The organism is Amycolatopsis xylanica, assembly GCF_900107045.1.
GTDB classification, from domain to species: Bacteria; Actinomycetota; Actinomycetes; order Mycobacteriales; family Pseudonocardiaceae; genus Amycolatopsis; species Amycolatopsis xylanica.
Map to the genome: position 1 here is coordinate 804,270 of NZ_FNON01000005.1, position 20,948 is coordinate 825,217.

Sequence of the window (20,948 nt, forward strand, 5' to 3'; positions counted from 1 at the left end):
GGTCGTGAGTGTTCCGGCCGGTTCTAACCGGCCGGAACACTCACGACTAGGCCATCCCGGCGGTGAGCGAGCCTCGTGCGGCACGCCGTGCCGGGAGCAGCGCGGCGAGCGGCGCCGCCAGCACCGCGGCGCCGAGCAGCACGCCGAGCCTGCCCCACGGCAGCGTGAACAGCATCGGTTCGCCCGCGGACTTCGCCACCTCGGTGATCAGCCAGGCCGAGCCGATGCCGAGCAGCAGCCCGCACGACGCGCCGAGCATCGCGATGAACACCGACTCCGTGGCGAGCGTGGCGCCCAGTCCGCCCCTGGTCAGCCCGAGCGCGCGCAGCAGCGCCGACTCGCGCGTGCGTTCCAGCACGGACAGCGAGAGCGTGTTCGCGATACCGGCGAACGCGATCAGCACGGCCAGCGCGGTCAACGCCCACATCAGGTTCAGCGTGCTGCGTGTCCTCTCCGACGCCTGGGCCTTGAGTTCGCCGACGCTGGTCAGCTTGGCGAGCGGTGCGGCCTCGAGTGCCTTCTCCAACGCGGACCTGGCGCTCGGCGGGGCCTTCACCAGGATGCTGTCGTCGTGGGTCTGGGCGGTGTAGGCGATCGCGGGCATCTGGGCCAGGTCGACCAGGCCCAGGCCGAGGTCGATGCCGGGCGCGCTGACCGCGTCGTAGACGGCGACGACGCGCAACGGGACCGGGCCCGCCTGGATGGTCGAGCCGACGCCCAAGCCCGTGTACTTGGCGAGGTGACTGCTCACCGCCAGCTCACCGGGACCGAGCCGGTCGAGGGTGCCCGCGACGACGTGTGGCCGCAGGATGGCGCCCACGGCGTCGCCGCGCACCGCGGCCAGCTGCCAGGGGCCGTACCGGCCCAGTTCGCTGGAGAACGTGGTCCGGGGTGCGGCGGCCTTGACCCCGGGGACCGCGGCGAGCGTGTCCGCGAGCGTTGGCGGGAGCGGCTGCGTCGACACCGACGAGACGACGAAACCGGCGTTGAGCTGCTCGTCGAGGCCGCGGTTCTGGCCCGCCTCGACACCCGCCATCACCGTGGTCGTCAGCGAGACGACGGCGAGCCCGATGGTGAGCGCCGCGGCGCTGGCCGCGGTGCGCTTCGGGTTGCGGTCGGCGTTGAGCGCGGCCAGTTTCGCGGGCTGGCCGAGCACCGGGGCGAACGCCGCGCCCAGCGCGCGCATCACCGGGCCGACGAGCAGGGGACCGATCGCCAGCGTCGCGCCGAGCAGCGTGACCATGGCCGTGATCGAGAGCGCGATGCCCGCCTCCGCCTCGGTGCCGAACGAGAGCGCGACCGCGGAGACGGCGCCGGCCAGCAGCGCGGCCGCGAGCACCACCCTGGCCCTGCTGGTGCGGCCGGTCTTGCCTTCCACCGGGGTCCGCAGTGCCTCGATCGGCGGCACCCGGGTGGCAGACCACGCCGGGATCGCCGCAGCGAGCACCGTCACCAGCACGCCGAGCGACAAGGCCGCGACGACCGTCCGCGCCGTCACCGGGAGGTAGACGGGCGACTCGGGCGCGGCGATCGACTGCAGCGCGGCGGCCACGCCGAAGCCGCCGGCCAGACCGACGGCCGACGCGACCGCGCCGACCACCGCGGCCTCGGCGAGCACGCCGGTGAACACCTGCCGTTTCGCCGCGCCGACACAGCGGAGCAGTGCCGACTCGCGGGCGCGCTGGGTGACCAGGATGGTGAACGAGTTGGTGATCACCATCGCGGCCACGACCATCGCGAGCACCGCGAACATCGTGAAGAACTTGGCCAGCATCGCCGAGTCCGGCGCGGCCTGGGCGAGCAGCAGCCTGGCCGCCGCGTGCCCGGTGACCACCTCGACGCCCCGTCCGCCGATCGCGCGCTCGAGATCGGTGATGAGCCCTTCCACACCGACGCCGGGCTGCGCGCGGACGACGATCCGGCCGTATTCCTTGCCAGGGGCCAGCTGCTGGAGCGCTTCGGGCTGGAGGAGCATCGGGGAGGCGCCGATGCCCGCGTCCGTCGGGCGGCGGAATGTGCCGACAAGCGTGAAGACGTGCGACCCGCCGTTGGCGTCGAAGACGGTGACCGGCTGGCCGAGCGGGCGGTCGACGGAGTCCTCGGCCATCGCGATTTCGCTTGCGCTGGAAGGAAAACGGCCGTCAGCGAGGTCATAAGGGCGCAGTCGCTCGTCCGAGGTCAGCGCGGTGGCCGCCGAATCCTTCGGGTGGCCCGCCGTGTCGCGGATCGGCGCGCTGACCGTCATGCGGCCATCCGCCGCCGCGACACCGGGCACCTGGCGGACCTTGTCCAGCAGCCTGTCGTCGAGCGGCTGCTTGGTGCTGCTGATCGAGACGTCCACCCCGCGCGTGTCGGTGGCGACGGCCGCGCGCAGCCCGGCGCCGACCGCGTCGGAGAGCACGAACGACCCGGCCACGAACGCCACGCCGAGCGCGATGGCGACCGCCGAGAGCAGCAGCCGCAGCGGCCGGGCCTTCACCCCGGCGAGGACGGTGCGCAGCATCACGCCCCCAGGCCGGTGAGCGCCGACAGGACGGCGTCCGCGGTGGGGGAGGCGAGGTGGGTGGCGACGCGTCCGTCGGCCAGCAGGACGCCGTGGTCGGCATACGAGGCGGCGACCGGGTCGTGGGTCACCATCACCACCGTCTGGCCGAGATCGGTGACCGAGCTGCGCAGGAAGCCGAGCACCTCGGCGCCGGAGCGCGAATCGAGGCTGCCGGTCGGCTCGTCGGCGAAGACGACGTCCGGTTTGCCCATCAGCGCGCGGGCGCACGCGACCCGCTGCTGCTGGCCGCCCGAGAGCTCACCGGGCTTGTGGCACAGCCGCTGCCGCAGGCCGAGCGCGTCGACGACCGTGCCGAACCACGCCGGGTCGGCCTTGCGGCCCGCGAGCCGCAGGCCGAGCAGGATGTTGTCCTCGGCGGACATGGTCGGCAGCAGGTTGAACGACTGGAAGACGAACCCGACCCGCTCCTGCCGCAGCCTGGTCAGCGCGGCGTCGGACAGCCCGGTGAGCGTGGTCGGTCCGATTCGGACGGTCCCGGCGTCCACAGTGTCCAGTCCGGCGAGGCAGTGCATCAGTGTCGATTTCCCTGACCCGGACGGGCCCATGATCGCGGTGAAGCGGCGGGCGGCGAAGTCGAGCGTCACGTGGTCGAGCGCGCGCACCGCGGCGTCACCCCTGCCGTAGGTCTTCACGACGTTCGTCACGCCCGCCGCCGCGCTTGTGTTTCCATGCATGACAGGAGCATGGCGAAACACGTCTGAATGGTTCCTGAACGATCCTGAAGAACGTTTCAGGATGCCGGGCGCGCGTCTGCGAAGATCGCTCTCATGCGGGTGCTGGTGGTGGAGGACGAGATGCGGCTGGCCGAGACGCTCCAATGGGGACTCGAGGCCGACGGATACGCCGTCGACCTCGCCCATGACGGCGAGGAAGGGCTCGAACTGGCGCGGCTGTACCCGTATCAGGTGATCGTGCTGGACATCATGCTGCCGAAGCTCAACGGCTACCGCGTCTGCGCGGCGCTGCGGGAACTCGGGATCAGCACGCCGATCCTGATGCTCACCGCCAAGAACGGCGAGTACGACGAGGCTGAGGCGCTCGACACCGGCGCCGACGACTTCCTGAGCAAGCCGTTCTCCTACGTCGTGCTCGGCGCCCGCCTGCGCGCGCTCACCCGGCGCGGCGGGGCCGGGTCGTCCGCGACGCTCGCGTTCGGCGATCTGGTGCTCGACCCGGCGAAGCGGACGTGCCAGCGCGCCGGGCGCCCGGTCACGCTGACCACGAAGGAGTTCGCGGTGCTGGAATGCCTGCTGCGCCACGACGGTCAGGTCGCGGCGAAGAACGAGATCCTCGAGCAGGTCTGGGACATGGCGTTCCAGGGCGACCCGAACATCGTCGAGGTCTACGTGAGCGCGTTGCGGCGCAAGCTCGACGCGCCGTTCGGGCGGCACACGATCACGACCGTGCGCGGCGTCGGCTACCGGCTGGTGGCCGATGAGTAAGTGGTGGCCGGTGTCGGTGCGCCGCGGCACCGCGCTCGCGGCCGTGCTGCTGTCGGCGTCCGTGTTCGCGCTGGGCTGGTTCGGCATGCGGGAGTTCGTGCGGTTGCAGCTGAGCCACAGCGCCATCGCCAGCACCCAGCAGCAGCTGGACCGCATGGCAGACGCCTACCGGGTCGCCTCACTCGGCGCCGGCCCCACCGCGCTGACTTCGGCGGTCTCGTCGGGCAGTGCGCTGTTCGAGGTGATCAGCGACTCGGGGCGGCCAGTGGTCGCCAGCAAGGAACTGCGCCAGTGGGATCCACAGTGGACACCCTTGCCGCCCGCGCCCGCGTCCGCGCCGTCCGACTGGAAGATCTCCACGACCGCCACCCTGCGCCCCGGCAAGCATCCCGACTGGCGCGAGTACCGCACGTACACCGTGCTGGGGCGCGTCGTCGACGACGTCAGCGCCGACCTGATCGAACCGCTCGGCCGTGAGGCCACCGACCTGCACACCGGCCTGACCGGCGCGGGAGACGCGAAACCGCAGCGGCTCACGCTGTACCTGTTCGTCATACCGTGGGACACCCTCCGCATCGTCAGCACGCTCGACGACACGCTGACGTTCTTCGCGCCCCTCGCGGTGCTGCTGACCGGCTTGGTCGCCTGGTTCACGGCGGGCCGCGCACTCCGCCCGGTCGAGGCCATCCGCCGCGAGCTGGCCGAAGTCAGCGGCAGCCAGCTCGGCAGACGGGTGCCGGTGCCGCGGTCCCGCGACGAGATCGCCAAGCTGGCCGAGACGACCAACACGACCCTCGACCGGCTCGAACACGCCCATGACCAGCAAGAACGTTTCGTCGCGGACGCGAGCCACGAGTTGCGCAGCCCGCTCGCGAGCCTGCGTGCCGGGTTGGAGGTCGCGCTCGCCCATCCGGATCGCGCGGACTGGCCCGAGGTCGCCCAGCGGTCGCTGCTCGACGTTCAGCGCCTGCAACGCATCACGGCGGACCTGCTGCAACTGACGGCCGAGGTCCCGGCGCCCACCGGCCACGTCGACCTGGCCGACGTGGTGGCCGAGCAGATCGCCGAGCGCGCGCTCCAGCCCGGCCCGGTCTTCAGGTCCTATGTGGACGGACCGGCCGTGGTGCCCGGCGAGCCCGTGCAGCTGGAACGCTTGCTGCGCAACCTGCTCGACAACGCGGCCCGGCACGCGGAGTCCTCGATCACCGTGTCCGTGGGCGCTTCGGGCGGCGAAGTCGTGCTCGAAGTGCTCGACGACGGCCCGGGCATCGCCGTGGCCGACCGCGAGCGTGTCTTCGACCGCTTCGCCCGCCTCGACGACGCCCGCGCCCGCGACGCGGGTGGTTCCGGTCTCGGCCTGACGCTCGCCCGCGACATCGCGGTCCGGCACGGCGGATCGTTGCGCGTGGAGGACAGCCCCAGGGGCGCGCGCCTGGTGGCGCGGCTGCCCCGGTCAAGCTAGGGCGCCGCGCACGATCACCTCGAGCACCGGCCGCGGGTCCGGCGTGGTGCCCCCGGCGATGGCCTGCACGAAGAACCCCTGGCCACACGCCCCGAGCGCGGCGGCGGCGACCTGCGGGTCCGAGGCGCCGAGCCGGGTCAGCACCGGCACGACGAGGTCGGTCATCGCGGCGCCGCCGCGGGCGAGCGCCTGGCGCAGCGCGGGATCGTGGCTTGCCTCCAGCCGTAGCACCATCCGGGCGGTGGTGACGACCCGGTTGGGACCCAGCATGAACTCGAACAGCCGGGCCACCGCTTCGACCAGCTCGTCCGGCGTCGCGACGTCGAGCGCGGCGCCGACCGAGGGCGTCTCCTGGCGCACCATCCAGTCGACCACCCCGTCCAGCAGCGCCGCCCGCGTGCGGAAGTAGTTGGAGGTCGACCCCCTGGGCAGTTCCGCCCGCTCGTCGACCCGCACATGCGTGAGCGCGCGCAGGCCTTCCGTGCCGAGCAGGTCGACCGCCGCGCCGAGCGCGCGTTCCCTCTTCGAGATCACCCCGTCACTATAAACGTAGTGACACGACACTACGAACGTAGTACCGTGCGCTGATGACCGCAGCACTCGCGCTCATCACGCTGATCCTCAACGGCCTCGTGGGCGTCTTCCTGTTCGTGCGCTGGCGCGCCCGCGCCGCCGGCGGTCTGCCTCCGCTCGTGTACGTCCACATCGTCACGGCGCTGGTTTCGCTGGCCCTGTGGGTCGCGTATTTGGTCGGCGGGCGCCCGGCTTTGCTGGCGTGGGCGGTGTTCGCACTGCTCACGCTCGCCAACGCGCTGGGCGACACGCTCCTGGTCCGAGGCTGGCGCGCCCGCCACTCCGCGCCGCCCGGCACGCTGATCCGGCAGTACGCGCGTGCCGCCCGCGAGGTGCTGTCCGGCAAGCGGCCCGCCCCGATGATCCACGCGATACTCGCGCCGGTGGTGTACTTCTCGGTCCTGCTCGCCGCGCTGGGGGTCGGTTAGCCGCGCTCGCGGAACGCGCCGGGTGACATCCCCACTTCGCGGGCGAAGAACTTGCCGAAGTTGGTCGGCTCGGTGAACCCGAGCCGGTGCCCGACCGTGGCGACCGGCAGCGCGGTGTGCACGAGCAGGCGCTTGGCCTCCAGCGCGACACGCGCGTCGATCAACGCCTTCGCGGTCTGCCCGGTCGCCGCCAGGCACAGCCGGTTGAGGCTGCGAGCCGAATAGCCGACACGGGCGGCGTAATCGGCGGCCTGCCTTGTCGTGGGGAACGACCGCTCCAGCTCGCGCCGGAAGCGCTCGAACGTCTCGTCGTGCGAACCGGCCGGGCGCGCTTCCCGGTCGGTGATCGGCAGGCGCCTGACGCGCAACAGCAGCACGCCCAGCAGCTGGCGGAGCAGTTCCACCGTGACCGCTTGGGTTTCCGGATCCTCCGCGGCGCGCTCGTACTCGGCCTTCAGCTCCAGTACGGCCTGGCGGAGTCTGCTGTCCTCCTCGGCGGGGACGGTCCACACGACCGGCCCGAACGGGTCGGGCAGTGGCGCGAACCGGTCGAGCGGCGGCGGGAACGCGGCGGTGAACAGGACCATGACCGCGTTGACCTTGCCGCGAGGCGTGGCGGCCCTCGGCAGGCGCAGCACCCGGCCGGGGCTGACGTACAGCAGCGTGTTCGCCGTGCAGGGATGGTCGACGAAATCGACCATGGTCTTGCCCGCGCCGCCGGTGAACAGGACCAGCTGGTGGAAGTCCGTGCGATGCACAGCGTTGCGCAATTCCGCTGACAGACGGCTTCGCAGCGTGGCGTAGTCGAGCACCTCGATGCCGAGCCGGGGCCGCTCGGGGTTGGCGAACCCGAGCCGCAGGACCGAGGTGTGTCCACTTTTGACCATGACAGTTCCTGATCTTACCTCGTTTATCCGAGCGCGCGGGAGCAGATTGATCGGCATGGACAACAAGGAATTGGTACTCAAGGCGGCGGGCGAACTCTTCGGCGACAAGGACCCGTCGGCGGTCGACCGCTGGGTCGCCGCGAACTACCGCCAGCACAGCTCGCTGGCAGGCGACGGCCCCGAGGCGTTGCGCGGTCTCGTCGCGAACCTGCCCGACGGCTTCCGCTACGAGCTCGCCAGGGTCATCGCCGACGGCGACCTCGTCGCGCTGCACGGCACCTACCACGGTTTCGGCCCGGAGCCGCTGGTCGCCTTCGATCTCTTCCGTGTCGAGAACGGCAAGCTGGCCGAGCACTGGGACGCGCTGACCCCGGTCGTGACCAAGACCGCGAGCGGCCGTTCCCAGACCGACGGCGCCGCCGAGCCTGGCGCGGCCGGGCTGACCGAGCAGAGCCGGAAGGTGGTCACGGAATTCGCCGAGCGAATCCTCAAAGACGCTGACTACTCGGTGCTCACGGATTACATTTCGACCGAGACCTACCTGCAGCACAATCCCGAAGCCGCCGACGGACTGGACGGATTCGGCGCGGCTGCCGGAAAGTGGGCGGCGCACGGCAAGCACCTGGTCTACAAGACCGTGCACCGCGTCGTCGCGGAAGGCGATCTCGTACTGCTCCAGTCCGAAGGCGAATTCGGCGAGCCGGTCGCCTATTGGGACCTGTTCCGGGTCGACGACGGCAAGATCGTCGAACACTGGGACGTGATCGCGCCGATCCCCGCCACACTGCCGCACGACAACGGACTGTTCTGACACAGCTTGCGGCCGCGAACTCCCGCCGGGCCGATGGGTCGTGAGTGTTCCGGCCGGTTCTAACCGGCCAAAACACTCACGACCCCCTTGCACTGGGCGGGATAAAGCGGGCTTTATCCCGCCCGCGCACGCCTGACGGGCGCGGCGGTCGTGAGTGGTATGGCCGGTTCTAACCGGCCGCAGCACTCACGACTCTTTTAGTGGGCTTCGCGGGTGAGGAGGTCGCGGACGCGGGCTTGGAGGGGTTCGCGGTCGTAGGAGTTGACTTGCGCACCGGCCATGCGGACGGGGTCGCCGAAGAAGAAGTACTCGTACAAGGCCTCCCGCCCCGCGAAGCTCGAGACCGAGGCGTCGAGCGCCAGCTTGAACAGCCGCGCCCGGTCGCGGGCGGGCAGCGTCGCCGACTGCAGGTAGGTGTCGAGGTCCGCGCGGCCGTCGGTGTCGAAGTCCGCCTCGCTCGGCAACGCCATCAGGCCCGAGGCCGAGAACTTGCGGATGATCTCCGGCAGGCGCTGGGAAACTTTGGTGGGGTACCAGTTCCGGGCCGCGTTGAGGACGTCCCACTTGGGCAGGAAGACGCCGTCCGGGCTCGGTGAGCCGTCGGCCTCGGCCGCGCGCAGGACCGCTTTTTCCAGCTCCACATAGGAAATCAGCTCGGCGAGGTCCTGCTGGATGTGCTGGAAGCCGCCGATGCCGATGGCCGCGGCGATCTCGCTCGCGAGGCCGAGGTAGAACTCGGTCTTGGCCAGCGTGCGGGTGACCACCTGGTGGGTCATGAGCGCGCCCGCGCCGGTCTCGGCGTACCAGGCGTTGCAGAGTTCGGGGTGGCCGAGCAGGAACACGCGGTCGTTGGGGATGAAGACGTCGTCGAACACGACGACCGCGTCCATCTCCTCGTAGCGGGACGCGAGTGGCTCGTCGAAGTGGGAACCACCGTGGTCCAGGCGCGAGCGGCAGTAATACTTGAGGCCGGGCGCGTCGTTCGGGACCGCGAAGGCGTACGAATACGGCGTGTCCTCGGGGGTGCCGCGCAGGACCGTCGAGGGGAACACGAGCAGCTCGTCCGCGATCGGGGCGAGGGTGGCGAGCATGCGGGCACCGCGGACGACGATGCCGTCGGGGCGCTCTTCGACGACCTTCGCGGCGAGGTTGCCGCCGCCCTGCTGGCTGCCCGAGACCGCGCGGTTGACCTGCGGCGGGATCAGGGTGTGCGTGGCGAGCCAGTCGTTCTCGCGGGCGAGTTCGTAGTAGGCCTCGATGCGCTCGCCGAAGACGGGGTCGGCCTTGGCGAAGAAGGTCTTCGCGGTCGCCAGCGCGGTGAGCGAGGAGTTCATGTAGTCACCGGAGCGGCCGAGGAAACCGTTCGATTCCTGGGCCCACACGGAGAACGCGGCGCGGCGGCGTTTGAGGTCGTCCTCGCTGCGCGGCACCAGGAACGAGGTGCCGACGCGGTCGCCCGTGGTGGGCGAGGGGTAGGTGAGGACGTCGCGGTACGCCGGATCGTGCTGGAGGTCGAACAGCTTCGCGTAGGTCAGCGCGTTGTTGCGGAAGGCAGGGTGCTCGGCGACCTTCGCCGTCACCTTGTCGCCGTTGACGTACAGCTCGGGTGTCATCGCGTTGAGCTTGTCGAGGTACTGCTGTCCGGTGCGTGCTCCCATGGTGGGGACTCCTCGTGGTCAGAACAGGGACTCGTGGCCCTGTGCGGATTCGTGGATGGTGGTGAACTGCCCGTTGACGAAGCCGAGCGCGTCACCGGTGCGGTAGTCGTAGGCGGCGACGCGGCCGACGAACAGCGTGTGGTCGCCGCCGTCGTACGCGGCCCACGGCGTGCATTCGAACCAGCTCAGCACGCCGGCGAGCCGGGGCGCGTGCTCGCCTTCCTGCCAGACCGGCGCGCCTTCCGGCGTCGGCTGGCCCGCGAAGTTCATGGCCAGCGCCTGCTGTTCCGCGCCGAGGATGTTCACCGAAAAGGCGCAGTCCTGAAGGAAATCGTGGCTTTTCACGGTGCGCTGGATGGAAACCAGCACCAGCGGCGGGTCCATGGACACGGCGGTGAACGAGTTCACCGTGAGCCCGTGGCGTTTCACCGACCCGTTTTCGGTGGTCGCGTCGAACGTCACGACCGCGACGCCGGTGGCGAACCGGCCGAGGCTGCCGCGGAAGAACTGCGCGGCGGGCCGGTACAGCTTGGAGCCCGGGGAAAAGCCGGGTTCACGGGCGATCATCGGTGATTCCTCCTCGCTGGGGGAGGGGTGAATTTCTATAATAGAACACTGAGTTCAACTATCGAATCAGATCGTATACGATGGTTTCGTGCCCGCGCAACCACGAGGAGTCGCCTGATGACCGCATCCCAGACGCTCAGCCGCGGCATCCGCGTGCTCGAAGTGCTTGCGGACGCCCAGGAATCACTCACCGTCGACCAGATAGCCGAACGGCTGGCCGTGCATCGCTCGATCGCCTACCGGCTCATCCGCACGCTGGAGGACCACGGCCTGCTCGTCCGTGACGCGGCGGGAAAGTTCGAACTCGGCGCGCGCCTGGCCGCGCTCGCGGCGGGCGTCGCGCATGATCTGCAGGCGGCCGCGCTCCCCGAGCTGACGGCGGCCGCGAACGAGCTCGGCATGACGTGTTTCGTCGCCGTGCTCGACCACGACGAGTGCGTGACCCTGGTCAGCGTCGAGCCCCGGCACGCACTCGCGTCGGTCGCGCAGCGTCCGGGGTCGCGGCATCCGATCACCGCGGGTGCGCCGGGCCGGGCGATCCTCGCGCAGCTGCCGCCGGAGGAGCGGCCCGCCGCCGTGGCGGAGGTGGTCGCTCGCGGCTACGCGGACAGCCACGGCGAGGTGATCGAGAACCTGAGCGCGGTCGCGGTGCCGCTTCCCTTGCGCGGCAACGGTCCCGCCGCGCTCGCCGCCGTCTACCTGTCGAGCCCGCACGCGCCGTCGGAGATCGCGGCACGGCTGACGCGAGCGGCCAACGCCGTCCGTGAGGTGCTGGGGTTGGCGACCTGACGTGTGGTGACACCGAACAATGCAACGGCGATTCGTGCCGTCGCACCGTTTTTCGCAAGCCACGTCGTTCGGAGCGATCTCGCATAACCTGACTCCGGTCACGCGCATGCGCGCTGTTCGCCCCTGCCGCGCCGAGGAGGAGGTATGACGCAGTGACGAGCGCTGTCCGTGACGTCTCGTGTTGGGCGAGGCCCAACCTGGTGAGGGCTGCGGCCAGGTCCCTGAGCGGTAGCGACTTCTGGTTCTACAGCGGCACCGTGGGCGGAGCGTCCATCGAGGAGGTAGCGCACCGGAAGGCCGCCGCTGCTCGCGGTGTCACGCTGATGATCATGGTGTGGAGTGTCTTCGATGGGCATCCCTTGGTGACGCCGGATCCTGATGACTGGAGCGACGCGTCGAACCGATGGTGGTGGATAGCGTCCAAAGTCTTCTCTCAAGAGGCGTCCGGAACGGCGTATATCGTCATCGGCGACGAACAGCGGTCGATCAATACCTGGACGACGATCGAGTGTCCTACCTTGATCCAAAATCCCAAAGTCAGGGAAATCGTCCAGGTGCCTTGGCAAGAGGTGGGTGAGATTCCCGTGAGCGAGACAATATGGCGGCCTGGGTGGCCGGATCCATCGAAGAGCTGACGGAGGGTCTCGCATGACCAAGGAGCGTGTGCTCATTATTGGCGGCAGTCCTGACCTGCTCCGCAAGGCTGCCCGGAGCGGGCTCTCGATCACCTACTTTCAGAAGCCTGGTCATTTCGATCCCAGGTCGCTCAGGTTCTGCGACCAGGTGCATCTAATAGACTTTCAGAGAGTGCAATTGGCCGCGGCTCTCGCGAAATCTCTGCATTCAGTCGAGCCATTCGTGCGGGTCCTGACGCAAACCGAGTCGGCACTCCTCATTTCCGCGCACATCAGCGATCATTTGAATCTGACCAGTGGCGACTTGAACGTCGCGCGGACCCTGCATGACAAGCGGAAGCTGCGGAAGCTTCTGAACGACGCCAACCTGGGACCGGTCGGCTTCTCCTGCGGCGGATCGCTGCCGGAACTGGCTGAATTCGTCCGGCGGCATGGCCCTTCGGTGGTAAAACCTGCGATGGGTTCGGGCAGCCTTGGCTTCCGTCGGATTCTGTCGCCAGACGAATTGGCGGCCACGTGGGAGTGGATGGCCGAAGTCGGGATGAAGCATTTCATGATGGAAGAACTGCTCGTCGGGCCTGAGTACAGCGTGGAAACCTACAGTCGCGACGGTGAGCATACCGTCCTCGGGATCACCGAGAAGCATTTGACGGCGGAGGCGATTGAAATCGGCCATGTGTTTCCGGCCGCCTTGGGTACGGATGTCGAAGCGACCGTCGCTGAATTCGTAGCAGAAGTACTGGCGGCAGTCGGGTTGCGGGACGGGTTGACCCACACGGAGATCATCCTTACCAGCGGGGGGCCTCGGATCGTGGAGGCGCACAACCGTCGCGGTGGAGGTCGCATCAACGACCTTGTCAGTGTTGTTCGCGGTGTCGATATGGAATCTCTCTACTTCAGCCAGCCGTCCGCCCTTGTGGGCCTCGACCCCCCGTCTGGCGCTGCCGCGACGTGGTTCGTTCACGCCAGGCCAGGCCGGGTCGTTTCGATCTCGGGCCTTGATGCGGTTCGCGGCATGGATGGCGTCCTCGACGCTCGGCTCAAGGTCAGGCCGGGCGACCTCGTTCGGCCGCTCCAGTGGTCCGAGGATCGTTGTGGGCATGTGGTCGCCCATGGAAAGAGCGCACACGAGGCGAGACGGATCGCCCAGCGAGCCGCGGAGTCCATTGAAATCCAAACCGTGTCCGACAGTGCCGCGGTCGAGTTGACCTTGGCCGAACGGCTGGATGAGGTCGGCGAAATTCTCGATCCGTTCATGCGGGACTACCCGGCGCCGTAACCCTCACGAGTCCCTAAAACCGCAGCGGGCTGATGGCCTGCTCGGCTTCGCTGTCCGGCCCGAGCGGAATGCCCGAGCGGTCCCGCAGCAGCAGCGTCGCGATCAGCCCGACGATCGTCATGCCCGCCAGGTAGATCGCCACCGAGGTGGACGTGCCCGTCGCGTTGACCAGCGCGGTCGCGATCGTGGGCGCGAACGCGCCGCCGATGATCGCGCCCAGCGCGTACGAGATCGACACCCCGGAAAACCGGATCGAGGCGGGGAAAAGCTCGGTGTAGAACGCCGCCTGCGGCCCATACGTGAACCCGGTCCCCGCGCTGAGGATGATCAGGGCGAGTGCGAGCAGCCCGACGCTGCCGGTGTCGACGAGCGGGAACAACGCGAGCACGCCCGCGAGCTGCGCGACCCAGCCGATCAGGTAAGTGTTGCGGCGCCCGATCCGGTCCGACACCGCGCCCGCGGCCCACGTCGAAAGCAGCCAGGTGGCCGCGGAAGCCGTCACCGCCCACAGCACCGGGCCGCGGTCGAGCGCGAGGCCGCCGGGTTTGGTCGCGTAGTTCTGGATGTAGCCGCCGGTCGTCATGTAGCCCACCGCGCTGTTGCCCGCGAACACGAGCGCCGCGACCAGGACGAGCGGGGTGTGCTTGCGGAACAGCCGCAGGATCGGCGTCTTCGTCCGCTCGCGGCGCTCGGCGATCTCCTTGAACACCGGGCTTTCCTCGACGCGACGGCGGACCCAGTGTCCAATGAGGATCAAGCCGACGCTGAGCAGGAACGGGATTCGCCAGCCCCAGTCCAGGAACGCCTGCCCTGGCGCGAGCAGATTCACCAGCGCCAGCACGCCCGAAGCGAGCAGCAGGCCCAGCGGGACACCGATCTGCGGCGAGGCGCCGAACAGGCCCCGGCGGTGCTCCGGCGCGTGCTCGACGGCCATGAGCACCGCGCCGCCCCACTCGCCGCCCGCCGAGATGCCCTGCAGAATCCTGAGCAGTACCAACAGGATCGGCGCCGCGACGCCGATCTGCGCGAACGTCGGCAGCACGCCGATGAGCGCGGTCGCCGCGCCCATCAGTACCAGCGTGCACACCAGCACGCCGCGCCTGCCGTACCTGTCGCCGAAATGCCCGGCCAGGAACGCGCCGAGCGGCCGGAACAGGAAACTCACACCGACCGTCGCGAACGCGATGAGCGTGCTGTTCGCGCCGAGACCGGCGAAGAACAGCTTGGTGAAGACGAGGCCGGCCGCCGACGCGTAGACGAAGAAGTCGTACCACTCGACGGTGGTGCCGACGACGGTCGCGAACGCCACCCGGCGCCGGTCCGGGGGAGCCGCGACCGGCGTGGCCTGCACTGGATTCGACATGTGGACTCCTTCGTCTCCGGCCGAGCGGCCGCACGGATCGATCCCCCAGGAGCGGCGAGTGCCTACTTGCCACTGTGCCGCAGAATCATATACGTTATGAAATACGATGCAAGGGTCGCAGCGAGCGGAACCGGGAGCGATGGAGACCTTCGAAGCACTGGACCGGCCGGGCAAGATCATCGCCGTCCACCTCAGCTACGCCTCGCGCGCGGAGCAGCGCGGGCGCCGCCCCCAGGCGCCGTCGTACTTCTTCAAGCCGTCCAGCTCGATCGCGCCGACCGGCGGCTCGGTCGAACGGCCCGCGGGCACCGAACTGCTGGCGTTCGAGGGCGAGATCGCGCTGGTCATCGGCACTCCGGCGCGCTGGGTCCCGGTGGAACGGGCCTGGGATCACGTCGCCGCCGTCACCGCGGCCAACGACTTCGGCCTCTACGACCTGCGCGGCGCCGACAAGGGGTCCAACGTCCGCGCGAAGGGCGGCGACGGGTTCACCCCGCTCGGCCCGCAGCTGATCGACGCCAAAGAAGCCGACCCGGCCGGGCTGCGGGTCCGCACCTGGGTCAACGGCGACCTGCGGCAGGACGACACCACCGCCGGGCTGATCTTCCCGCTGGCCCAGCTCGTTTCCGACCTCTCCCAGCACTTCACGCTCGAACCCGGTGACGTCATCCTCACCGGCACGCCCGCCGGATCGACCGTGGTCGTGCCGGGTGACGTCGTCGAGGTCGAGGTCGACATCCCCGGCGGGCCGAGCACCGGACGCCTGGTCACCACGGTCACCCAAGGCGAAATCCCGTTCTCGGACGTCGGCGCCAAACCCGCGGTCGACGACGTCCAGCGCGCCGAAGCCTGGGGATCGCGCGAAGCCGCCGGGCTGCCGGACAAGGAAAACCCGTTCACCGACGAACTGCGCGAACTGCTGCGCCGCACGCCGGTCGCGGGCCTGTCCGCGCAGCTGCGCAAGCGCGGGCTGAACAACGTGATCATCGACGGGGTGCGTCCCAACCAGCCCGGCGCCAAGATCGTCGGCCCCGCGCGGACGCTGCGCTACCTGCCCAACCGCGAAGACCTCTTCAAGTCGCACGGCGGTGGCTTCAACGCCCAAAAGCGGCTGTTCGACGCCGCCGGGAACGGCGAGGTGATCGTCATCGAGGCGCGTGGCGAGCGCGACGCGGGCACGCTCGGCGACATCCTGGCGCTGCGGGCGCGGGCCAGGGGAGTGGCCGGGGTGGTCACCGACGGCGGGGTGCGCGACTTCGACACGGTCGCCGAAACCGGGCTGCCCGTGTTCTCGGCCGGGCCGCATCCGGCGGTGCTCGGGCGCAAGCACGTGCCGTGGGACACCGACGTCGCCATCGCCTGCGGTGGCGCGGCCGTGCTGCCCGGCGACATCATCGTCGGCGACTCCGACGGGGTGATCGTGATCCCGCCGCACCTGGCCCGCGAAGTCGCCGAGGCCGCGTTCGCCCAGGAGGAAGAGGACGCCTGGATCGCCGAGCAGGTCGCGCAAGGTCAGCCGATCGAGGGCCTCTTCCCACCGGACGCGGCGTGGCGTGAAAGGTATACGGCATGGCGGAAGAAGCAGTGAACAGCATCGTCGGCGACCGGGTCAGCAAGTCCGAGCTGGCCTACGACTGGCTCCGGCGCAAGATCGCGCGGCACGAGTACGGCCCCGGCTACCGGCTCGTGCTCGCCGAGATCGCCGCGGAGCTCGGCATGAGCGTGGTCCCGGTGCGCGAGGCGATCCGCAGGCTCGAAGCCGAGCGGCTGGTGACCTTCGAGCGCAACGTCGGCGCGCGCGTCGCGATGGTCGACGAGAACGAGTACCTGCACGCGATGCAGACGCTGGGCGTCACCGAGGGCATCGCGACCGCGCTCTCGGCGCCCGCGCTGACCGCGGCGAACCTCGGCAGGGCCCGCGTGATCAACGACCGGATGGTCGCGCTGCTCGACAGCTTCGACGCGCACACCTTCACCATGCTGAACCAGCAGTTCCACTCGGAGCTGTTCGAGTGCTGCCCCAATCCGCAGATCCTGGAACTCGTGCGGCAGGGCTGGACCCGGCTGTCCGGGCTGCGCGACTCGACGTTCACCTTCATCCCCGGCCGGGCCCGGCAGTCGGTCGAAGAGCACGAGCACATCCTGAGCTTGATCGAGGCGAAGGCCGATCCGCTGGAGATCGAACTCGCCGCGCGGAATCACCGCTGGGCCACCATGCGGGCCTTCCTGGAACGAACCGAGGAGAAACCTTGAGCACGAACGTCCCCGACGGCCTGCCGGACCGGATCCGGCACTACATCGACGGCGAGTTCACCGACTCGGCCGACGGCGCCACGTTCGGCGTGCTCGACCCGGTCACCAACGAGGACTACCTGCTGGCGGCGGCGGGAAAGAAGGCCGACATCGACCGCGCCGTCACCGCCGCGCGGCGCGCGTTCACCGAGGGACCCTGGCCGAAGCTGCTGCCGCGTGAGCGTTCCCGCGTGCTGCACCGCGTCGCCGACCTCGTCGAGTCGCGCGACGCCCGCCTGGCCGAACTGGAGAGTTTCGACTCGGGCCTGCCGATCTCACAGGCACTCGGCCAGGCCCGCCGCGCCGCCGAGAACTTCCGCTTCTTCGCCGACCTGATCGTCGCGCAGGCCGATGACGTCTACAAGGTGCCCGGCCGCCAGGTCAACTACGTCAACCGCAAGCCGATCGGCGTCGCGGGCCTGATCACGCCGTGGAACACGCCGTTCATGCTGGAGTCGTGGAAGCTCGCGCCCGCGCTCGCGACCGGCAACACCGTGGTGCTCAAGCCCGCCGAGTTCACGCCGCTCTCGGCGTCGCTGTGGGCCGGGATCTTCGAGGAAGCCGGTCTGCCGCAAGGGGTTTTCAACCTGGTCAACGGATTCGGCGAGGACGCGGGCGACGCGCTGGTCAAGCACCCGGACGTCCCGCTGATCTCGTTCACCGGCGAGAGCGCCACCGGCAGCCTGATCTTCGCCAACGCCGCGCCGTTCCTCAAAGGACTGTCGATGGAGCTGGGCGGCAAGTCGCCCGCCATCGTCTTCGCCGACGCCGACCTCGAAGCCGCGATCAACGCGACGATCTTCGGCGTCTTTTCGCTCAACGGTGAGCGCTGCACCGCCGGCAGCCGCATCCTGGTCGAGCGCGCGGTCTACGACGAGTTCGTCGAACGCTACGCCGCGCAGGCCGGACGCGTGGTCGTCGGCGACCCGCGCGACCCGAAGACCGAGGTCGGCGCGCTCGTGCACCCCGAGCACCACGCGAAGGTGATGAGCTACATCGAGGTCGGCAAGACCGAGGGCAGGCTCGTCGCGGGCGGCGGCCGCCCGGAAGGCTTCCCGACCGGCAACTACGTCGCGCCGACCGTGTTCGCCGACGTCAAACCGGACGCCAGGATCTTCCAGGAGGAGATCTTCGGGCCGGTCGTCGCGATCACCCCGTTCGACAGCGAGCAGGAGGCGCTCGCGCTCGCGAACAACACCAAGTACGGGCTCGCCGCCTATGTCTGGACCAACGACCTGAAGCGGGCGCACACGTTCGCGCAGTCGGTCGAGGCGGGCATGGTGTGGCTCAACTCCAACAACGTCCGCGACCTGCGCACCCCGTTCGGCGGAGTCAAGGCGTCCGGTCTCGGGCATGAGGGCGGCTACCGCTCGATCGACTTCTACACCGACCAGCAGGCGGTGCACATCAATCTGGGCGAGGCCCACAACCCCATCTTCGGCGCGCGCTGAGAGGACGTCTGTCATGAGTCTTGACCCGATCCCGACTCCTTCGTGCCCGCCGCCGGACATCCTGCGCTGCGCGTACATGGAACTCGTGGTGACCGATCTGGCGCGCTCGCGGGCGTTCTACGCCGACGTGCTCGGGCTCGCGGTGACCGAAGAAGATGACCAGGCCGTGTATCTGCGCAGCATGGACGAATTCATCCACCACAATCTCGTGCTGCGCCAAGGACCTGTCGCGGCGGTGGCCGCGTTCGCATACCGCGTGCGCTCGCCTGAAGACCTTGACAAGGCCGTCGCGTTCTACACGGAACTGGGCTGCCGCATCGAGCGTCGGCCTGAAGGCTTTAACAAAGGCATCGGCGATTCTGTGCGCGTCGAGGACCCGCTGGGCTTCCCGCAGGAGTTCTTCCACGACGTCGAGCACGTCGAACGGCTCGGCTGGCGCTATGACCTGCACGTGCCCGGCGCGCTGGTCCGGCTCGACCACTTCAACCAGGTCACCCCGGACGTGCCACGCGCGGTCAAGCACATGGAAGACCTCGCTTTCCGTGTCACCGAAGACATCCAGGACGAGCACGGCACCACGTACGCGGCGTGGATGCGCCGCAAGCCGACCGTGCACGACACCGCGATGACCGGCGGCGACGGCCCGCGCATGCACCACGTCGCGTTCGCCACCCACGAGAAGCACAACATCTTGTCCATTTGCGACAAACTCGGCGCGCTGCGGCTGTCCGACCGGATCGAGCGCGGCCCCGGCCGCCATGGCGTCTCGAACGCGTTCTACCTCTATCTGCGCGATCCCGACGGGCACCGCGTGGAGATCTACACGCAGGACTACTACACCGGCGACCCCGACAACCCGGTGGTGACCTGGGACGTCCACGACAACCAGCGCCGCGACTGGTGGGGCACCCCGGTCGTGCCGTCCTGGTACACCGAGGCTTCGCTCGTGCTCGACCTCGACGGCAAGCCCAAGCCGGTCGTCGCCCGCACCGACTCCAGCGAAATGGAAGTCACCATCGGCGCCGACGGCTTCTCCTACACCCGCAAAGGCGAGGCCATGCCGGAATACAAGCTGGGAAACCAGCTCTGATGCTCCCCGCGACCACGATCACCGCGATCGCCGACGAACTCGCCGCGGCCGAGCAGGCCCGTTCCGTCGTCCCGCTGCTGACCGGACGTTATCCGGAGATGACCATCGAGGACTCGTACGCGGTCCAGAACGAGTGGCGGCGGCGCGGCATCGAGGCGGGACGGCGGCCGGTCGGCCGCAAGATCGGCCTCACCTCGAAGGTCATGCAGGCCGCCACCGGCATCACCGAGCCCGACTACGGCGCGATCTTCGCCGACATGGTCTTCGAGAACGGCGCGGTCATCGAGCATTCGCGCTTCTCGAACGTCCGCGTCGAAGTCGAGCTGGCCTTTGTGCTGCGGTCCCCGTTGAAGGGGCCGGACGTCACGGTCTTCGACGTGCTCCGCGCGACCGAATACGTGGTGCCCGCGCTGGAGATCCTGTCTTCGCGCATCGAGCTGGCCGGTCGGACCATTGTGGACACCGTCAGCGACAACGCGGCCATGGGCGGCATGGTTCACGGCGGCACCCCGATCGCGGTCGACGCCGTCGACCTGCGCTGGGTGTCCGCGCTGCTGTACCGCAACGAGACGATCGAGGAGACCGGCGTCGCCGCGGCCGTGCTGAACCACCCGGCGACCGGCGTCGCCTGGCTGGCGAACAAGCTCGCCCAGCACGGCGATGGCCTCGCGGCGGGCGAAATCGTGCTCGCCGGCTCGTTCACCCGGCCGATGTGGGTGCACCCTGGCGACACCGTGCACGCCGACTACCGCGACCTGGGAGCGATCACATGCCGCTTCGTCTGACTTTCCGCGACGATCTGGCCGCGTCCTCGCGGGCGCTCGTCGGGATGTGGGTCTCGTCCGGCAGCCCGCTGGTCGCGGAGATCTGCGCGGGCGCGGGGCTGGACTGGCTGCTGATCGACGGCGAGCATTCCCCGATCGGCCTCGAGTCGGTGGTCTCCTTGCTGCAGGCGGTCTCGGGATATCCGGTGACACCGATGGTCAGGGCGCCGTCCGACGACAGCGTCATCCTGAAGCAGCTCCTGGACGCCGGCGCGCAAAACCTGTTGGTACCCATGGTCGATTCGGCCGACCAGGCCACGGCGGCGGTCCGCTCGGTGCGGTACCCGCCGGACGGTATTCGCGGCGTGGGCAGTGCTTTGGCACGCGCCGCGCGGTGGAACCGGGTCGACGGTTATCTGGCGCGCGCCAACGAGCTCGTGTCGCTGTTCGTGCAGATCGAGTCGGTCGCGGGCGTCGAAGCGGCGGCCTCGATCGCGGCGGTGGACGGGGTCGACGGCGTCTTCGTCGGCCCGTCCGACCTGGCGGCGTCGATGGGCTTGCTCGGTCAGCAGACCCACCCGGACGTGACGGCCGCGGTCCTGCGCACGTTCAAGGCGGTCTTGGCCGCCGGGAAACCCGTGGGTGTCAACGCTTTCGACCCCGCGCAGGCGCGGCTGTACCTGGACGCTGGCGCGACCTTCGTCCTGGTCGGCGCCGACGTCGCCCTCCTCGCCCGAGGCTCCGAAGCCCTCGCCGACCACTACCTCTCGTGAGTGCCGCGGCCGGTTCTAACCCAATGCTGGGCAGTTAAGGCTTGGCTTGCGTTGTCAAGCGACGCGTGAGCACGCGAAACCCGAGTTTTGGCCATCTACTGGCCCAAACTCGGGTTTC

The 20,948-nt window shown here is 69.4% G+C and carries 20 protein-coding genes; 13 read left to right on the plus strand and 7 right to left on the minus strand.

Going from position 1 to position 20,948, the window contains the following annotated elements; all coding sequences use genetic code 11:
* Positions 1-46: 46 nt before the first annotated feature.
* Positions 47-2,503 (minus strand): ABC transporter permease, encoded by a 2,457-nt coding sequence (locus tag BLV57_RS26500; protein ID WP_091293286.1) that lies wholly within the window; start codon positions 2,501-2,503, stop codon positions 47-49.
* Positions 2,503-3,240 (minus strand): ABC transporter ATP-binding protein, encoded by a 738-nt coding sequence (locus BLV57_RS26505; protein ID WP_091293084.1) that lies wholly within the window; start codon positions 3,238-3,240, stop codon positions 2,503-2,505. Before BLV57_RS26505 ends, BLV57_RS26500 begins: the two co-directional genes overlap by 1 nt.
* 93 nt (positions 3,241-3,333) lie before the next feature.
* On the opposite strand from BLV57_RS26505, the gene BLV57_RS26510 reads away from it, so the two are divergent.
* Entirely contained in the window at positions 3,334-4,008 is a 675-nt protein-coding gene (locus BLV57_RS26510) for a response regulator transcription factor (RefSeq protein ID WP_091293087.1), read from the plus strand.
* Positions 4,001-5,470: a sensor histidine kinase gene (locus BLV57_RS26515; protein ID WP_091293089.1), complete on the plus strand. Its 1,470-nt coding sequence runs from the start codon at positions 4,001-4,003 to the stop codon at positions 5,468-5,470. Before BLV57_RS26510 ends, BLV57_RS26515 begins: the two co-directional genes overlap by 8 nt.
* Here BLV57_RS26515 and BLV57_RS26520 read toward each other — a convergent pair.
* Positions 5,462-6,004: a TetR/AcrR family transcriptional regulator gene (locus tag BLV57_RS26520; protein ID WP_091293090.1), complete on the minus strand. Its 543-nt coding sequence runs from the start codon at positions 6,002-6,004 to the stop codon at positions 5,462-5,464. The genes BLV57_RS26515 and BLV57_RS26520 overlap by 9 nt on opposite strands.
* Before the next feature lie 53 nt (positions 6,005-6,057).
* Here BLV57_RS26520 and BLV57_RS26525 point away from each other — a divergent pair, with 53 nt between their 5' ends.
* Positions 6,058-6,471, plus strand: a complete 414-nt coding sequence (locus BLV57_RS26525) for a hypothetical protein (protein WP_091293091.1) — start codon at positions 6,058-6,060, stop codon at positions 6,469-6,471.
* Here the strand turns inward: BLV57_RS26525 and BLV57_RS26530 are convergent.
* Positions 6,468-7,358, minus strand: a complete 891-nt coding sequence (locus tag BLV57_RS26530) for an AraC family transcriptional regulator (RefSeq protein ID WP_091293092.1) — start codon at positions 7,356-7,358, stop codon at positions 6,468-6,470. The two genes, BLV57_RS26525 and BLV57_RS26530, sit on opposite strands and share 4 nt — an antisense overlap.
* A gap of 55 nt (positions 7,359-7,413) precedes the next feature.
* Here BLV57_RS26530 and BLV57_RS26535 point away from each other — a divergent pair, with 55 nt between their 5' ends.
* The gene (locus BLV57_RS26535; RefSeq protein ID WP_091293094.1) at positions 7,414-8,169 is read left to right on the plus strand and encodes a nuclear transport factor 2 family protein; all 756 of its coding nucleotides are present in this window, start codon (positions 7,414-7,416) and stop codon (positions 8,167-8,169) included.
* A 197-nt stretch (positions 8,170-8,366) separates the two neighbouring features.
* Here the strand turns inward: BLV57_RS26535 and hpaB are convergent, their stop codons facing one another.
* Together hpaB and BLV57_RS26545 are read right to left on the minus strand one after the other, a co-directional pair.
* The gene (hpaB, locus tag BLV57_RS26540; protein ID WP_091293096.1) at positions 8,367-9,827 is read right to left on the minus strand and encodes a 4-hydroxyphenylacetate 3-monooxygenase, oxygenase component; all 1,461 of its coding nucleotides are present in this window, start codon (positions 9,825-9,827) and stop codon (positions 8,367-8,369) included.
* Between the two features lie 18 nt (positions 9,828-9,845).
* Entirely contained in the window at positions 9,846-10,394 is a 549-nt protein-coding gene (locus BLV57_RS26545) for a flavin reductase family protein (RefSeq protein WP_091293098.1), read from the minus strand.
* A gap of 117 nt (positions 10,395-10,511) precedes the next feature.
* On the opposite strand from BLV57_RS26545, the gene BLV57_RS26550 reads away from it, so the two are divergent.
* From BLV57_RS26550 to BLV57_RS26560, 3 genes are all read left to right on the plus strand, one after another.
* Positions 10,512-11,183: an IclR family transcriptional regulator gene (locus BLV57_RS26550; RefSeq protein ID WP_091293100.1), complete on the plus strand. Its 672-nt coding sequence runs from the start codon at positions 10,512-10,514 to the stop codon at positions 11,181-11,183.
* Positions 11,184-11,335: 152 nt separating this feature from the next.
* Complete coding sequence (locus BLV57_RS26555; protein ID WP_091293102.1) at positions 11,336-11,818, plus strand: hypothetical protein; 483 nt, start codon at positions 11,336-11,338, stop codon at positions 11,816-11,818.
* Positions 11,819-11,831: 13 nt separating this feature from the next.
* Positions 11,832-13,097, plus strand: coding sequence for an ATP-grasp domain-containing protein (locus BLV57_RS26560; protein ID WP_091293104.1), 1,266 nt, complete (start codon positions 11,832-11,834; stop codon positions 13,095-13,097).
* 13 nt (positions 13,098-13,110) lie between these two features.
* Here the strand turns inward: BLV57_RS26560 and BLV57_RS26565 are convergent, their stop codons facing one another.
* The gene (locus BLV57_RS26565) at positions 13,111-14,460 is read right to left on the minus strand and encodes an MFS transporter (RefSeq protein ID WP_091293106.1); all 1,350 of its coding nucleotides are present in this window, start codon (positions 14,458-14,460) and stop codon (positions 13,111-13,113) included.
* A 139-nt stretch (positions 14,461-14,599) separates the two neighbouring features.
* Between BLV57_RS26565 and BLV57_RS26570 the strand changes: the two genes are divergently transcribed.
* Genes BLV57_RS26570 through BLV57_RS26595 form a run of 6 tightly spaced genes read left to right on the plus strand, consistent with a single transcriptional unit; the run spans position 14,600 to position 20,830 of the window.
* Entirely contained in the window at positions 14,600-16,048 is a 1,449-nt protein-coding gene (locus tag BLV57_RS26570) for a fumarylacetoacetate hydrolase family protein (protein WP_245757524.1), read from the plus strand.
* On the plus strand, positions 16,030-16,713 hold the full coding sequence (locus BLV57_RS26575; RefSeq protein WP_091293109.1) for a GntR family transcriptional regulator: 684 nt from the start codon (positions 16,030-16,032) through the stop codon (positions 16,711-16,713). Before BLV57_RS26570 ends, BLV57_RS26575 begins: the two co-directional genes overlap by 19 nt.
* Positions 16,710-18,203 carry a 5-carboxymethyl-2-hydroxymuconate semialdehyde dehydrogenase gene (gene hpaE / locus BLV57_RS26580; RefSeq protein WP_091293111.1) on the plus strand — a complete coding sequence of 498 codons (1,494 nt, stop codon included), beginning with the start codon at positions 16,710-16,712 and terminating at the stop codon, positions 18,201-18,203. The genes BLV57_RS26575 and hpaE overlap by 4 nt, the downstream gene beginning before the upstream one ends.
* Positions 18,204-18,216: 13 nt before the next feature.
* A complete protein-coding gene (gene hpaD, locus BLV57_RS26585) occupies positions 18,217-19,293 on the plus strand; it encodes a 3,4-dihydroxyphenylacetate 2,3-dioxygenase (RefSeq protein WP_176968813.1) in 1,077 nt (358 codons plus the stop codon).
* The gene (gene hpaH, locus BLV57_RS26590) at positions 19,293-20,078 is read left to right on the plus strand and encodes a 2-oxo-hept-4-ene-1,7-dioate hydratase (protein ID WP_091293112.1); all 786 of its coding nucleotides are present in this window, start codon (positions 19,293-19,295) and stop codon (positions 20,076-20,078) included. The genes hpaD and hpaH overlap by 1 nt, the downstream gene beginning before the upstream one ends.
* A complete protein-coding gene (locus tag BLV57_RS26595; protein ID WP_091293114.1) occupies positions 20,063-20,830 on the plus strand; it encodes an HpcH/HpaI aldolase family protein in 768 nt (255 codons plus the stop codon). The genes hpaH and BLV57_RS26595 overlap by 16 nt, the downstream gene beginning before the upstream one ends.
* Positions 20,831-20,948: the final 118 nt, after the last annotated feature.

Bases quoted from the DNA above. Each gene is read 5' to 3' on its own strand.
- BLV57_RS26560 (WP_091293104.1), top strand. From the start codon at position 11,832: ATGACCAAGGAGCGTGTGCTCATTATTGGCGGCAGTCCTGACCTGCTC.
- BLV57_RS26530 (WP_091293092.1), bottom strand. From the start codon at position 7,358: ATGGTCAAAAGTGGACACACCTCGGTCCTGCGGCTCGGGTTCGCCAAC.
- BLV57_RS26515 (WP_091293089.1), top strand. From the start codon at position 4,001: ATGAGTAAGTGGTGGCCGGTGTCGGTGCGCCGCGGCACCGCGCTCGCG.
- BLV57_RS26595 (WP_091293114.1), top strand. From the start codon at position 20,063: ATGCCGCTTCGTCTGACTTTCCGCGACGATCTGGCCGCGTCCTCGCGG.
- BLV57_RS26550 (WP_091293100.1), top strand. From the start codon at position 10,512: ATGACCGCATCCCAGACGCTCAGCCGCGGCATCCGCGTGCTCGAAGTG.
- hpaH (WP_091293112.1), top strand. From the start codon at position 19,293: ATGCTCCCCGCGACCACGATCACCGCGATCGCCGACGAACTCGCCGCG.
- BLV57_RS26535 (WP_091293094.1), top strand. From the start codon at position 7,414: ATGGACAACAAGGAATTGGTACTCAAGGCGGCGGGCGAACTCTTCGGC.
- BLV57_RS26545 (WP_091293098.1), bottom strand. From the start codon at position 10,394: ATGATCGCCCGTGAACCCGGCTTTTCCCCGGGCTCCAAGCTGTACCGG.
- BLV57_RS26565 (WP_091293106.1), bottom strand. From the start codon at position 14,460: ATGTCGAATCCAGTGCAGGCCACGCCGGTCGCGGCTCCCCCGGACCGG.
- BLV57_RS26500 (WP_091293286.1), bottom strand. From the start codon at position 2,503: ATGCTGCGCACCGTCCTCGCCGGGGTGAAGGCCCGGCCGCTGCGGCTG.
- BLV57_RS26575 (WP_091293109.1), top strand. From the start codon at position 16,030: ATGGCGGAAGAAGCAGTGAACAGCATCGTCGGCGACCGGGTCAGCAAG.
- hpaD (WP_176968813.1), top strand. From the start codon at position 18,217: ATGAGTCTTGACCCGATCCCGACTCCTTCGTGCCCGCCGCCGGACATC.
- BLV57_RS26525 (WP_091293091.1), top strand. From the start codon at position 6,058: ATGACCGCAGCACTCGCGCTCATCACGCTGATCCTCAACGGCCTCGTG.
- BLV57_RS26570 (WP_245757524.1), top strand. From the start codon at position 14,600: ATGGAGACCTTCGAAGCACTGGACCGGCCGGGCAAGATCATCGCCGTC.
- BLV57_RS26510 (WP_091293087.1), top strand. From the start codon at position 3,334: ATGCGGGTGCTGGTGGTGGAGGACGAGATGCGGCTGGCCGAGACGCTC.
- hpaB (WP_091293096.1), bottom strand. From the start codon at position 9,827: ATGGGAGCACGCACCGGACAGCAGTACCTCGACAAGCTCAACGCGATG.
- BLV57_RS26505 (WP_091293084.1), bottom strand. From the start codon at position 3,240: ATGCATGGAAACACAAGCGCGGCGGCGGGCGTGACGAACGTCGTGAAG.